Annotated in this window: 14 protein-coding genes; 10 read left to right on the top strand and 4 right to left on the bottom strand. The window is 65.8% G+C overall.

The genetic code is table 11. From position 1 onward, the window contains the following. Positions 1-2 precede the first annotated feature (2 nt). The 3 genes from alc to AB0H61_RS09670 all read left to right on the top strand — a co-directional run bounded on the left by alc (position 3) and on the right by AB0H61_RS09670 (position 4,854). Positions 3-1,034 (top strand): allantoicase, encoded by a 1,032-nt coding sequence (alc, locus tag AB0H61_RS09680; RefSeq protein WP_357301158.1) that lies wholly within the window; start codon positions 3-5, stop codon positions 1,032-1,034. 240 nt (positions 1,035-1,274) lie between these two features. Continuing rightward, positions 1,275-3,206 carry an MFS transporter gene (locus AB0H61_RS09675; protein WP_357301156.1) on the top strand — a complete coding sequence of 644 codons (1,932 nt, stop codon included), beginning with the start codon at positions 1,275-1,277 and terminating at the stop codon, positions 3,204-3,206. Between the two features lie 109 nt (positions 3,207-3,315). After that, positions 3,316-4,854, top strand: a complete 1,539-nt coding sequence (locus tag AB0H61_RS09670; protein WP_357301153.1) for a DHA2 family efflux MFS transporter permease subunit — start codon at positions 3,316-3,318, stop codon at positions 4,852-4,854. A gap of 82 nt (positions 4,855-4,936) precedes the next feature. On the opposite strand, the gene AB0H61_RS09665 is transcribed toward AB0H61_RS09670, so the two are convergent. Then, positions 4,937-5,368, bottom strand: a complete 432-nt coding sequence (locus AB0H61_RS09665; protein ID WP_357301151.1) for an SRPBCC family protein — start codon at positions 5,366-5,368, stop codon at positions 4,937-4,939. A 193-nt stretch (positions 5,369-5,561) separates the two neighbouring features. On the opposite strand from AB0H61_RS09665, the gene AB0H61_RS09660 reads away from it, so the two are divergent. From AB0H61_RS09660 to AB0H61_RS09630, 7 genes are all read left to right on the top strand, one after another. Continuing rightward, complete coding sequence (locus AB0H61_RS09660; protein WP_357301149.1) at positions 5,562-6,113, top strand: YceI family protein; 552 nt, start codon at positions 5,562-5,564, stop codon at positions 6,111-6,113. Positions 6,114-6,593: 480 nt separating this feature from the next. After that, the gene (locus tag AB0H61_RS09655) at positions 6,594-8,024 is read left to right on the top strand and encodes a sensor histidine kinase (protein ID WP_357301146.1); all 1,431 of its coding nucleotides are present in this window, start codon (positions 6,594-6,596) and stop codon (positions 8,022-8,024) included. Then, positions 8,024-8,455 (top strand): roadblock/LC7 domain-containing protein, encoded by a 432-nt coding sequence (locus AB0H61_RS09650; protein WP_357301143.1) that lies wholly within the window; start codon positions 8,024-8,026, stop codon positions 8,453-8,455. Before AB0H61_RS09655 ends, AB0H61_RS09650 begins: the two co-directional genes overlap by 1 nt. After that, positions 8,452-8,802, top strand: coding sequence for a DUF742 domain-containing protein (locus AB0H61_RS09645; protein ID WP_357301140.1), 351 nt, complete (start codon positions 8,452-8,454; stop codon positions 8,800-8,802). The genes AB0H61_RS09650 and AB0H61_RS09645 overlap by 4 nt, the downstream gene beginning before the upstream one ends. Beyond that, a complete protein-coding gene (locus tag AB0H61_RS09640; protein ID WP_357301137.1) occupies positions 8,777-9,382 on the top strand; it encodes an ATP/GTP-binding protein in 606 nt (201 codons plus the stop codon). The genes AB0H61_RS09645 and AB0H61_RS09640 overlap by 26 nt, the downstream gene beginning before the upstream one ends. Positions 9,383-9,417: 35 nt before the next feature. After that, positions 9,418-10,632 carry a cytochrome P450 gene (locus AB0H61_RS09635; protein WP_357301135.1) on the top strand — a complete coding sequence of 405 codons (1,215 nt, stop codon included), beginning with the start codon at positions 9,418-9,420 and terminating at the stop codon, positions 10,630-10,632. A gap of 10 nt (positions 10,633-10,642) precedes the next feature. Then, a complete protein-coding gene (locus tag AB0H61_RS09630; protein WP_357301132.1) occupies positions 10,643-11,875 on the top strand; it encodes a cytochrome P450 in 1,233 nt (410 codons plus the stop codon). Between the two features lie 132 nt (positions 11,876-12,007). Here AB0H61_RS09630 and AB0H61_RS09625 read toward each other — a convergent pair whose 3' ends face one another. The 3 genes from AB0H61_RS09625 to AB0H61_RS09615 are packed head-to-tail and all read right to left on the bottom strand — an operon-like array spanning position 12,008 to position 13,813. Beyond that, on the bottom strand, positions 12,008-12,994 hold the full coding sequence (locus AB0H61_RS09625; protein WP_357301332.1) for an MFS transporter: 987 nt from the start codon (positions 12,992-12,994) through the stop codon (positions 12,008-12,010). 51 nt (positions 12,995-13,045) lie between these two features. Next, entirely contained in the window at positions 13,046-13,594 is a 549-nt protein-coding gene (locus AB0H61_RS09620) for a helix-turn-helix domain-containing protein (protein WP_357301330.1), read from the bottom strand. A 15-nt stretch (positions 13,595-13,609) separates the two neighbouring features. Then, positions 13,610-13,813: a helix-turn-helix domain-containing protein gene (locus tag AB0H61_RS09615; RefSeq protein ID WP_357301129.1), complete on the bottom strand. Its 204-nt coding sequence runs from the start codon at positions 13,811-13,813 to the stop codon at positions 13,610-13,612. Between the last annotated feature and the right edge of the window lie 48 nt (positions 13,814-13,861).

The following is a 13,861-nucleotide window of genomic DNA, read 5'->3' as shown; positions in this document are numbered from 1 at the left end:
CCATGTCAGATTTCACCACCCTGCCCGACCTCGCGCTGCGTACCAACCGGGCGGGCGTTATCGCCGCCAGCGACGAATCCTTCGAGGAGCGTGAGAATCTGATCAATCCGTGGGAGCCGCGTTTCGCCGAGCACACCTTCGGTCCGAAGGGACAGGAGTACGACGGCTGGGAGACCCGCCGTCACCGCGGGCCCGGTCACGATTGGGCGTTGATCCGGTTGGGCATGCCCGGGGTGATCCGCGGTGTCGTCATCGACACGGCCTGGTTCAAGGGCAACTATCCACCGTTCGCGTCGGTCCAGGCCTGCCGCGCGCCGGGCTATCCGGCGCCCGCACACCTCGATTCTGCCGATTGGGTGGAGATCGTGCCGCGCAGCGCGCTGGGCGGCGATGCGAAAAACGAATTCCCGGTCTCCGACGCACGGATCTTCACGCATGTGCGGCTGAATATCTACCCGGACGGCGGGGTGGCCCGCCTCCGGGTGCACGGCGAGGTCGTACCGGATCCCGCGTTGCTCACCGGGCTCACCGTCGATCTCGCCGCCCTGGAGAATGGCGCTCGCACCGTGGGGTGTTCGAACATGTTCTACTCCGCTCCGGACAATATGCTCGCTCCCGGACTGGCCCGCAACCAGGCGGACGGCTGGGAGACCGCGCGCCGCCGCGGCGACGGCAACGACTGGGCGACGATCCGTCTCGCGTGCCAGGGGACCCCCGAGCTGATCGAAATCGACACCACGCACCTGCTGTTCAATGCTCCCGGACAGGCTCGGGTACTCGGCATCGATCACGGGGACGCGCGGCCGTTGCCCCCGGTGGGTGACCCGGCCTGGTTCGAATTGCTTCCCGAAACTCCACTGCGGCCCGATACGCCGCACCGATTCCGATTGGGGCGCAGCGCAATACGTCAGGCAACCCATATTCATCTCGATATCTATCCCGACGGCGGCGTGGCCCGGCTCCGGGTTCGCGGCGCATTGACTGCCGAGGGTGAAGCGCGTTTGCGCGTTCGTTGGGCGGAGGGTGTGGAATAGGGCGGCCGAGGATGCGCCCGGCGACTCCGAAAAGCGTCGGGTATTCAACAAACTGCCACAGGTACCCGCTGGTCGCGTATCGCGGGAGTGCAACGCCTGGTACCGGTGAGCGGGACGAGGATTTCCAAACGGTGATGTAGATCACTATGAATCTGTAACCTGTTCTCACCCGGCTACTCGGCGCTGAATCGCAGTGGTCCAGATATTTGCGAGTGCCGTGGCTAGAAAGGCACCTCGACCATGAGTTCGACGTCGATCTCCGCTCCGCCGACCCTGCTCACCGGGCTCTGGCAACGTAAGCTCCCGCATTATCCCGATACCCCGGCGCGTGCCTGGTATCTATCCGTGGTGGTCATCGCATCGATTGCGCTGTACTACCAGCTATTCGTCACCGGCGCGGTGGGCAATGAGCTGATCGACTACTTCGATCTGTCGTTCGCGTATTTCGTCTGGATATTCATTATCGGCGCCGCCTTCGGCGCGGCCGCCTCGGTACTCGCGGGCGTGCTGGACCGCTGGGGGCGGGCGAATATCGTCGCCTACGGCGTGGTGATCTGTTCGCTGCTCACGCTATTCGCGGTGCCCGCGACGACCACTAAAGAGCAGTATCTCGTCGTCTACATCCTGGTGAGCGTCGTCGAGGGGGCGGTGCTGGTGGCGACGCCCGCGCTGATCCGCGACTTCTCACCGCAACTCGGCCGGGCCTCCGCGATGGGCTTCTGGACGCTCGGGCCGGTCATCGGCGCGCTCGTGACCACCGCGATCTCCACCCGCACCCTGGATTCGCATCCGGACTGGCAATTCCACTATCGGCTGTGCGGCGCGATCAGCCTGGTGATCGCCGTGATCGCGGTGATCGGATTGCGGGAGCTGAGCCCCCAGCTGCGCGACCAGATCATGGTGTCGCTGCGTGACCGCGCGCTGATCGAGGCGCGCGCCCGCGGCCTGGACGTGAGCGAGCTGGAACGTGACCAGTGGAAGCAGATGCTGCGGCTCAATATTGTCGGCTCGGCCCTCGGCATCAGCCTGTTCCTGGCGTTCTTCTACACGATCGTGTCGTTCCTGCCGGTGTATATGGCGACGAACTTCGGCTTCAGTCCGGCCAAGGCGAACGCACTCGGCAACTGGTATTGGACGGCCAATGCGATCGCGCTGGTACTGGCGGGCATCGCGTCTGACTATCTGAAGGTGCGCAAGCCGTTCATGATCGTCGGCGCACTCATCAGCATCGTCGGCATGTTCATCTTCATCGGCTACACCGATGAGCCCGACACCGGCTACTACACCTTCGCCTGGGTCTTCGTGATCATCGCCGTCGGTACCGGCATCGCCTACTCCACCTGGATGGCGAGCTTCACCGAAACGGTCGAGGAGCGGAATCCGGCCGCTACGGCCGTAGGACTCGCGGTCTGGGGCGGCACGCTGCGCGGCGTTGTCACCGTCGTGCTCTTCGGTTTGCTGATCGTCGTCAACGCGGCCGGAACGCTGGTCAACTATGGTCCCGGGTTGGCGGAGATCCAGGCCGAACACGGCAAGGAGCTCGCGACCATCCAGACGGTGGGTGCGGAAACCCTCGCGGCGCTGGAAACGAACCCCAACGATCAGGCCGCTCAGTTGACGGCACTGACCAAGCTGACCGGCGCGACGCCCGCCGAGATTCAGGCCACCATCGCGCTGAACGCCAAATATCCGCAGGAATTGCAGACGCTGCAGGCCATCGATTCCGCCACCCAGACGGCGCTGGCCGCGAATCCCGCCGATGTCAATGCCGGGCTCGCGGCGGTCGGACAGGTCGCGCGGAAGTTCGGGATTCCGGCGGATCAGGCGATCGCCCGCCTGACGGCGACGCAGCAGGTTCCACGGGAGGAGTTGACCGTCGCCGCCACCGTCGGACCGAAGCTGGCCACGGCGACCCAGCAATTGCAGGCGGTCGGCACCATCTCGGCGGAGGACCAGGCGTTCCTCGCGGCCCACGCCACGGAGGTGGTGCAGGCTCGGCAGGACTCCCCGGCCCAATGGGAACGCTGGTGGTGGATCTGCCTGATCGCGCAGATCGCATTCCTGCCGTTCGTCTTCATCATGGCCGGACACTGGAGCCCGAAGAAGGCCGCCGAGCAGGCCGTGGAACACGACAAGTCGGTCGAACGCGAGCTCGCCACGCTGGCGCCGTAGACCGGTCCCCGGGCCGGCGTCGCCGTCGGCCCGGGGATGCGAACAGGGAAATCGGCCAAGCTCCGCGAATGTGCTGACTCTTCGGATGGTGGGATGACACCATTAAGCGGTGAACCAACCTCCGGATACGAAGGCCGGCCCGGACCCGGCCTCGGACAAGCTGGACGCGCGGGTATTCAAGGTTGCCGGTGTCGTCGTCCTCGGTGCGATCATGTCGATCCTCGACATCACGGTCGTCGCCGTCGCGATCCCCACCTTCCAAGTGGAATTCGACACCAGCTACGCCATCGCGGCGTGGACGATGACCGGCTACACGCTGGCGCTGGCCACCGTCATTCCGCTCACCGGGTGGGCGGCGGATCGGTTCGGCACCAAGCGGCTGTACATGCTGGCGCTGACCTTCTTCGTACTCGGCTCGGTGCTGTGCAGCACGGCGTGGAATATCGAGTCCCTGATCGCCTTCCGTATGGTCCAGGGCATCGGCGGCGGCATGCTGATGCCGCTGGGCATGACGATCATGACGCACGCCGCGGGTCCGGAGCGGATCGGCCGGGTGATGGCGGTACTCGGCGTGCCGATGCTGTTGGGCCCCATCGGCGGTCCGATCCTGGGCGGCTGGCTGATCGACTCGTTCAGCTGGCACTGGATCTTCCTGATCAACCTGCCGATCGGCATCGTCGCGCTGATCCTGGCCTTCATCGTGTTCCCCTCGGACAAACCGGAGCGGTCGGAATCCTTCGACTTCCTCGGCATGCTGTTGGCCTCGCCGGGTCTGGCGCTGTTCCTGTTCGGTATCTCCTCGATACCCGAGCAGGGCACCGTCGCGTCGGGGAAGGTGCTGATTCCGGCCGCCATCGGCCTGACGCTCATGGTGCTGTTCGTATTCCATGCGCTGCGCACCGAACATCCGCTGATCGATCTGCATCTGTTCCGCAACAGGGCGCTGACCTTCTCGGTGCTCACCATGGTGCTGTTCGCGATCGCGTTCTTCGGCGCCGGATTGCTGCTGCCGAGTTACCTGCAGCAGGTGCGTGGTGAATCCGCGATGGCGGCCGGGCTTCTGATCGCACCGCAGGGGCTCGGCGCGATGATCACCATGCCGATCGCGGGCCGTCTGGTCGATAAGATCGGCCCCGGCAAGATCGTGCTGTTCGGCGTGACGCTGCTGTCCATCGGCATGGCGTTCTTCACCCAGCTCACAGCCGATACGCCGTACTGGCTGATGATGATCGCGCTGCTGATCCAGGGTCTCGGCATGGGCTGCACCATGATGCCGATCATGACCGCGGCCATCCAGACTCTGACCCACGCGCAGGTCGCCCGCGGTTCGACGCTGATGAACATCATCAACCAGACCGCGGGATCGATCGGCACCGCGGCTATCTCGGTGGTGCTCACCAATCTGCTGAAGGATCAGCCGCTTGCCGGACCGGCGATCGCGTCGAATCTCGACCCGAGCATCGCGGAGAAGATGCCACCCGGTGCGATCGAGGCGGGTTTGGATCAGGCCGCCGAGGCGTTCGGCAACACCTACGTCGTCGCGGTGGTGCTGATCGTGCTGACGCTGGTGCCCGCGGCCTTCCTGCCGCGGTCCAAGCCGAAGAATCCCGAGGTCGACGCGGACGCACGGGCGTCGCTCGTGCACTGAGGCGGACTCCGGCCTTCGGTCGAGCAGTAGCAATTCGGGTTCGTGACGCATGCGCGTCACGAACCCGAATTCGTTTCTGGGCTCAGGCGTAGAGCGTCACGAACCGATCCAGCGAGCGTTCGATATCGCCCTTGACCGCCCGCGCCACACCGGCGCCGATCGGCCCGAACAGTGGCGCACCGCCGAGTTCGATATTCACCGTCACCTGCGAGCCCGAACCCTTTGGCGCGACCAGCATTTCGAGTCCGAGCTTGGTGCCGCCCTTGCCCGATCCGCTCAGCGCGAGCCGCCGCGGCGGTTCAGATGTCTTGACGGTCCACGTCACCCGGTTGCGCAGACCCTTCACGGTGGCGACACCGACCAGCTTTGTGCCCACCGTCAGTTCGCTCGGCACCTCGCCGCGCCATGCCTCGTGCATGGTCAGCCATTTGTCCAGGTCGGCGAGATTGGATGTGTGCGACCACGCCTGCTCCGGGGGAATCGGGACATCGACGGAGACCTTCAGCTTTGCCATGCGCGCATGTTATCCGGTACCGACGGTTGGAGATATTCGCTCATCGGCGCGCCCGCTCCCTCTCCGGTGACCTGCATCACAGCGGAAATGCGGGCGGAGGGTCTCGCGTTAGAGTAGTTGCCACATCAACCAAATGCGCGGCACAGACACTGTCCATGTAATTGAAACTTGTACTATGTAGAGGAGCGCTCTTATGACCACCGGAACCTCGACCGCCCTTACCGCGGGTACCTGGGTCATCGACCCCGTCCACTCGCTCGTCGGTTTCTCCGTACGCCACCTGATGGTCAGCAAGGTCCGCGGCCGTTTCACCGATTTCTCCGGCAAGCTCGTCATCAACGAGGACGGCACCGCCTCCGCCGAGGCCGAAATCCGCGTCGACTCGGTGACCACCGACAACGCGCAGCGTGACGCGCACCTGCGCACCGCCGACTTCTTCCACGCCGAGCAGCATCCGACCGCGACCTTCGAATCGACCGGATTCCGGGTCAGCGGCGACGATTTCGTCGTCGACGGCGACTTCACCTTCCACGGCGTCACCAAGCCGGTCTCGCTCGAGGTGGAGTTCCTCGGCGTGAACCCGGGCATGGGCAACGGTCCGGTCGCCGGCTTCGAGGCGAAGACGGTGGTCAGCCGCCGCGACTTCGGCGTCGACATCGACATGCCGCTGCCGGATGGCGGCGGCGTGGTGGTCGGCGACAAGATCACCCTCACGCTGGAGGTCGAGGTCGGCCTGCAGAGCTGATCGGTCACTGTCCGGCAAATCGGCCGGGGTTCACCGTCCTTCGGTGAGCCCCGGCCGATTGCTTTGTGTTCACGGCACCTTCACGTACTACTTCACTTCCGGTCGCGTGATGCGCACCGGCTCAACTTCTTTGCGTCCTCGCCGATACGGTGAGAGTTCGCGAGGTTGCTGCTAGGGTGGGCGAGTCGTCGGGTTCCGGGCTGGTCGGGCACGCTCCGTTCAGCCGCGATCGATTGTCTGATCGCCTGTCCCGCAGGCACTGTGAGGTATGAGCTCGAGTTGCCCGAGCCCGTGCCGTCCGTTGCCGCATCGGGACACTGGTACCTCCGATGCAGACCTGATTCGACTACGGCGCCGTGTCGTGGTCGGCATTGTTCGGAAGAGACGGAGTTCGGTGGCTGCAGGCTGTGGGTTTCGACGCGGGCCATAGGTTTGTCGGTTCCCGGGGGAAAGTTGGGCCTGTCAACGACGAGAGAACTGATGAATGTGGATATCGCCGTAGTACTGCCATGGATACTCGCTCTTGCGCTCGTGCTCGCGATCGCGGGGTATTCGGTCACCGCAGAGAAACGCCAGAAACGCCAGCGGGCTCGCATCGACGAGCTCACCGCGCAGCAGCGGGCCTATGAAGAGGCCTTCGAATCCTTTGCCGTCACCACGATGCCCGCGCTGACCGACTCGGTCCGCCGCTTCGAGCCAGCGCCTCCCGCCGTCGATATACCGGCTGGACTGGAGAATTCGCGCTTGGCCCAAGGGCTGCGCTGGATTGCCGAGCGGTATAACGATGACCTGCGACTGGTGCAGTCCGAGACCCGTGAGCTGATCGCTCGCGAGGCCGAGGAACAGGCCCGGCTGGTCATCAAACACACCGAGGCCTCGGTGCGCACCGAAGTGGCCTCCAGTGCCCGCGAGGCCACCAGTGGCGCGGTGCGCTCCTTCGGCACCTCGGTGGTGAGCTTGGGCGCTGACGTCAGCCAGGTGGTCAGCGCCGCGCTACGCGAACACCGCGACGACGAGGTGTACGCGACGCTCACCCGCATCGACCACACCGTGCAGCAGATGATCCGTCAGGCCCAGTCCTACGTCATCGTCTGTGGCGGCCTGCCCGGGCGGCGCTGGCCCGCGCAGTCGCTCACCGACGTCGTCGGCGGCGCCACCGGACGCGTGCGCGACTATCTGCGGGTGCGGCCCAACCAACTCGATCGGGTCGTCATCAGCCGTGCGGTGGAGCCGCTGGTGCACACCCTGGCCACGCTGCTCGACAATGCGCTGCGCTACTCCCCGCCAACGTCTTTCGTCGACGTCAGCTTCCAGACCGGTCACCACGGCGTCACGGTCATCATCGACGACGCGGGCGTTCGGATGAACTCCGAGCAGATGGAGGAGGCCAGGCAGATCCTCGCGAACGAGCGCCCGGTCGATATCCACCAGCTCGGCCCCGCGCCCAAGGTCGGCTTCCCCGGTATCGCCGCGCTGGCACGGCGATACGGATTCACCGTCTACATCGACGGGCCCAACGCCTACGGCGGCATGCGCGCCATGGTGTACATCCCGGAGGCGCTGCTCGTGACTCCGGCCAAAACCGACGAACCCGCCGCACCCGCCGCGGCCCCGGTGGAGGAGCCCGTGCTGGTTCCCGCCGCGGCCGAAGACGCCAGTGAGGAGAGTCAATTCGCCGTGCATGACATCACCAGTGGCGGCCTACCCAAGCGGCGACGCCGAGTGGTCGCCCCCGCGTCCAGCGTGCGACCCCGCGTCGCGCGAACCGAGTCGACACCGGCACCGGCTCGACCAGATATCGCCGCCGCCTGGCAAACCGGCTCCAAGACCGGTCGCGCCGCCGCGGGCGATGGCTCGCCTGTGGTTGGCAACAACATCGCGACCGAACACACAGAAGGGACGACACCCTGATGAGCACACCGAACACGGCCGTGACCGACAGCAGCAACAAGCTGGGCTGGCTACTCGAGGATTTAAGCCTCCCCGGCGTCCGTTTCGCGGTGCTGCTGTCCGATGACGGATTGCGGATCGCGCACTCCGCGGGCATCTCTCGCGACGACTCGGAACGCTTCGCCGCCGCCGCGTCCGGGCTGCGCTCGCTGGGTAAGGCGCTGGGCGAATTCTGCGGCGGCTTGGAAACCGGTCTGCGGCAGAACATGACCGAATACGACGACGGCATGATCTTCATTACCGCCGCCGGTGAGGGCGCGCTGCTCGGGGTTTCGACCACCTCCGAGATCGACGTGAGCCTCATCGCGCACCGGATGAACGAACTCGCCGCTAGAGTCGGCCACGAGCTAGGCAGCATGTCGCACCGGAGAGCCGATAGCGACTTGCGATGACCAGGCCCCGCCGCGATCCCGACTTGGTGCGCGCGTATGTGCGCACCGGCGGTCGTTCACGCGCGACGCGTGAACTGGATTTGGTCACATTGGTTATCGCCAACGCGGATCCGGCGCCCGGTGCGGCGCCGGACACCTTGCGGGTGATGAATCTGTGTAGTCGTCGCGGCGCGCTGTCCATCGCCGAGATCGCGGCCTACCTGGATCTGCCACCGTCGGTGGTGAAGATCGTGGTCGCCGACCTGATGGACAGTGAGCATCTGGTCACACCGACCCCGGCTGAGTATCTGCCGGAGATCGCCCTGTTGGAGGAGGTACTCAATGGGCTCCGTGCTCTCCCGGCCTGACCGGACCGTCGACTATGTGCCGGAGACGGTCACCCGGTCGGTGAAACTGTTGGTGGCGGGCAACTTCGGCGTCGGCAAGACCACGTTCGTGAGCAGCGTTTCGGAGATCAAACCGCTGCGCACGGAAGAGACCATTACCGAGGCCAGTGTCGGGATCGACGATATGGCGGGGTTGCCGGGTAAGTCGCAGACCACCGTCGCCATGGACTTCGGTCGCATCACCCTGAATCCGCAACTGGCGCTCTATCTTTTCGGCACACCGGGCCAGCAGCGGTTCGTGCCGCTCTGGGAGGAGCTGGCCCGGGGCGCGCTCGGCGCACTGGTCCTGGTCGATACCCGGCGCATCGAGAAGGCCGACGAGGTGCTCTCGGTACTGGAAGAGCGCGGAGTGCCGTACTCGGTTGCGGTCAACCAATTCGAGGGGGCGCAACGCTTCCCCCTCGAAGAGATTCGCGACGCACTGGACCTCACTCCCGACACCCCACTCACCGCCCTCGATGCCCGGCATCGAGGTACCTGTTTGCAATCACTGATCACGCTCGTCGAGTTCTTGTTCCACCGACTGGAGACACGACTTTGACCCAGCCCTCCGCTCCGGCCCCCGCCCGCTGCCCCGTGCCTCACGGATCACCGATCGACACCGATGGGCCCCGGATATCGCTGTTCGAACCGGAATTCGCGGAGGACCCACATCGCGCCTACCGCGAAATGCGCCAGCGCTACGGCTCGCTGGTGCCGGTTGATCTCGCGCCCGGTGTGCCCGCCACGTTGGTGATCGGCTACCACACCGCCGTGCGGATCCTGAACGATCCCGAGCACTTCCCGGCCGACCCCCGCATGTGGCAGCGCGACATCCCCGGCGAATGCCCCGTCCTGCCGATGATGGAGTGGCGGCCGAATGCCTTGCGCAGCGCCGGCGCCGACCACACTCGCTACCGGCAGGCGAACACCGCCAGCATCGCCGAGATCGACCTACATGCCATGCACGGCGTGGTGGAGAAGCTCGCCATACCGCTGATCAACAGCTTCTGCGGCGATGGCGCGGCGGATCTCATCAGCCAGTACGCCTTTCCGTTGACTTTCGCAGTGCTCAACGAGCTACTAGGCTGCGCGCCGGATATCGGGCAGCAGGTCGCGACCGGTATGGCCGCCATCTTCGAAGGCGTGAACGCCGACAAGGGCAACGCCATGCTCACCGACGCGCTCCTGGAATTGACGCAACGCAAACGCAAGGAACCCGGCGACGACATCACCTCGCGGCTGATCGCCCATGCGGCCGGGTTGGACGAGGTGGAGATGATCCACCAACTGGTCACCCTCTACGGTGCGGGCATCGAACCGATGCAGAACCTGATCATCAATACGCTGCTGCTGATGCTCACCGACCAGCGGTTCGCGGGAAATATCCTGGGCGGCAGCCTATCCACCCGCGACGCCCTCGACGAAGTCCTCTTCACAGACCCGCCCCTGGCGAACTACTGCATCTCCTATCCGCGCCAGCCGGTGCTGATCGACAACGTGTGGCTTCCCGCGCATCAGCCCGTCGTCATCAGCATGGCCGGCTGCAACAACGATCCGGCGATCAATGCGGGGGAGTACACCGACAATCGGTCGCACCTGGCGTGGAGTGTCGGGCCGCATGCCTGCCCCGCCCGCTCGGTGGCCTACCTGATCGTGCAGGACGCCATCGACCAACTTCTGGACGCGCTGCCCGAAATGCGTCTCACGGTCCCGGCCGATCGCCTGAACTGGCGGCCCGGGCCCTTCCACCGAGCACTGGTGTCCCTTCCGGTCACCTTTCCGAAATCCCCCCCGCTGAACGTGTATTAAGGAGATCCCAATGGACAGCCAGCCCCTTGTCCTAGATCCCACCGGTACCGACATTCAGGGTGAATCCGCGCTGCTCCGGGCGCGCGGACCGGTCACCCTGGTCGAGTTGCCGGGTGGGGTGCGGGCATGGTCGGTGACCGATGCCGAACTGCTGAAGAAACTGCTGGTCGACTCCCGAGTCTCCAAGGACGCCAGGCAGCACTGGCCCGCCTTCATCAATGGTGAAGTGCCGCAGGACTGGCCGCTGTTCCTCTGGGTGGCGGTGAACAATATGTTCACCGCATACGGCGCCGACCACCGCAGGCTGCGCAAACTGGTCGCGCCCGCGTTCACCCATCGCCGCACCGAGGCGATGCGCGAACGTGTCGAGGCCATCACCGAGCAGTTGCTGACCGCGCTCGCGGCCACCCCTCCGGGCGAATCCGTCGATCTGCGTGAGGGTTTCGCCTACCCGCTGCCGATCCAGGTCATCTCCGAGCTGATGGGCGTGCCGGAGTTTCTCCATGCCGGTCTGCGCACATGTGTCGACGGTATCTTCGACACCTCTCTCACCCCGGAGCAGTCGCAAGCCAATTACATGGAGATGTACCGCATCCTCGGTGAGCTCGTCGCCTACCGGCGCGAGAATCCCGGCGACGACATGACCAGTCTGCTGATCTCCCATCGCGACGAGGACGACGACACCCAGCTCGCCGAGCAGGAGCTCGTCGACACCCTGCTGCTGGTGATCAGCGCGGGCCACGAAACCACCGTGAATTTGCTCGACCAGGCCATCTTCGCGCTGCTGACCCGCCCCGAGCAGCGTGCCGCCATGGTCGACGGCACCGTCGGTTGGGCCGATCTGGTGGAGGAATCCCTGCGCTTCGAGGCGCCCGTCGCGCATTTGCCATTGCGCTACGCCGTCGACGACATCGAAATCGAGAACGGTATCCGCATCGCCAAGGGCGAACCGATCCTTGCCTCCTATGCCGCCGCCAACCGCGACCCGAAGGTGCACGGCGCCACCGCCGACGAATTCGATGTGACCCGTCCGACCAAGGATCACTTGGCCTTCGGCCATGGCGCGCACCACTGCCTGGGCGCGCCGTTGGCCCGCCTCGAAGCGGTCGTCTCACTCCCCGCGATCTTCGCGCGATTCCCGAATATGCGCCTGGCCGCCGAGGTCTCGGAACTGGGGTCGGTGGCCAGCTTCATCTCCAACGGACATCGGATCCTGCCGGTGTATCTGGAGGCGGAAGCCTGACCCTCGTGGCGTTGCGGGGCGGTGAGCCGGTCGATCGATCGCACACCGCCCCGTTTCATCGGCGAGACTCTCGGACCGGTCCGACTCGATGCCGTCCCACGGGGGCGATGAACGAGTTCGAGCCGGACAGGGTCAGTGGAGCAGGTCGTCCGCTGGTATCGCGGAGCGATCGTGGTAGTTGCGGGCGACAACGGCCAGACAGAGGGCGGCGGCGAGTGCGCCGAAGGCGAACATTGGCGGGTAGCCGATCCCTGCGGTCTGGTGTAGGAAGGCCAATACCGCCGGGACGGCGAAGCCGAGGTAGGACACCGAGTAGAAGACAGCGGTGAGTCCGGCGAGGTCGTCGGGGCGGGCGATGCGTTCGATCTCCTGGAGTCCGGCGACCATGCCGATGCCGTATCCGGCGCCGAGGATTACGGCCGTGGCCACTGTCGCCCAGAGTGTCAGCAGGTGGGAGGCCAGCGCTGCCGCGGCCATTCCGCAAACGACCAGTGACAGCGAGACCGCCGCGGCGCGGGCGGTGCGCGGGCGGTCGATCCGCCGGGCCACGGATTGGATCGCGAAGCCGCAGCTCAGAGTGATGACGGTGATCAGCGCCGAGAATGCGATCGAGGCGCCGCGCACGTGCGGCGCCATCAGGGTGGGCAGGACGGCGTAAGCCGTTGCGGCGGAGGCGAACAGCCACATCGCCACCGGTACCGCGACCGAGCGGAAACGCCGGTGACCGGCGACGGGGATTCTCAGATCATCGCGCAGCCGACCCGGGTTCGGGTGGGGGAGTACGGTTTCCGGTACGCGCGCCACCCACGCGGCGGCCACCACGCACAGCGCGACATTGATCAGGTACGCGAGCGAATTCGGCCACGGCGCCCACTGGGCAAGCGACCCGGCAACACCCGCGCCGACCGCGAAACCGCCCGTCAGGCTCATCGCGGAGCGCCGGGCGCCCGTGCCGGCACGCGGTGCGGGATCGTATGGCGGCTGCGAAAGTTCCTTGAGCCAACTGCTGCCCACCGCCATAGCCAAGCCCAACGCCACCCCGCACAGCACCCGTCCGGCCGACAGCAGGGGTACCGAGGCAGCGCCGAACGCCAGCAGCAGCGAACCGGCCGCGGCGATCAGCGGGGCCGGCTTTTCGTTGCACGACGGAGAAGTAGACTTCCACCTGGTTTAGCCACGACGCGTGCACTGGCAGGTGGGCTCGCAGCGGCCGATGACGTGGGCGCGGTGCACGTCGTAGGCGGCGAAATACGCGAGGGTGCCGCCGCGGCGGTATTCGGATTCGACCCGCATCGGCCGACGGGAGGCGGGTGGCGGAGGGCGGCAGACGCGGCGACGGGCCTGGACACCGGGTTTCTCGTCGGCGCTGAGCACGTAATCGTCGGCGCCGAGTGGCTCGTCTTCCCGCATCCGGGCATACAAGTCCAGCGCTCGGGCGGCCTTGGGCGCGAAATACGGGTCACGGGAAAGATCCAGGAGCGATGCTGCCCGGGTTTGATCGCGTCGGCGGCCAGGGTCCGCCGCGCCGTCGAATGCCGAGATCTGCTCGGCGACCCCGGGGGCGGTGACCTCGCGGGCCAGCTCGGGGTAGCTCCACCGGGTCAACGGCAGCCCCGACACCGACGGCAGCTCGCAGGCCAGGGCCTTGACCTCTGCTACCTGCTCGGCGGTGAATGTTCGTGGCCGGCCGCTGCGAGGCAGGTCGGTCAATCCATCGATTCCTTTGCTGCAGAATCATTTCCGCCATTTCCGGGCGATGTCGGCGTTGATACCGAGCGCACGAGCGATATCGGTGTTGGATTCGCCATCCGCGGCCGCGAGCACGATTCGTGCCCGCAGCGCCGTTCGATACGGTGCCGAGGACCGGCGGGTGATCGTTTCCAGCTGCGACCGCTGCGCAGCGGTCGCGACGACAACATATGGACTGCGCGGTGGCACGACGATATTCCCTTGTCCCTCAACACGATTACCGATTGAGAAACTCTC

The organism is Nocardia sp. NPDC050710, from assembly GCF_040654375.1.
Taxonomy (GTDB): Bacteria; Actinomycetota; Actinomycetes; order Mycobacteriales; family Mycobacteriaceae; genus Nocardia.
Note: the sequence above shows the minus strand (reverse complement) of the source record. Positions and strands in the feature narration are given on the sequence as shown.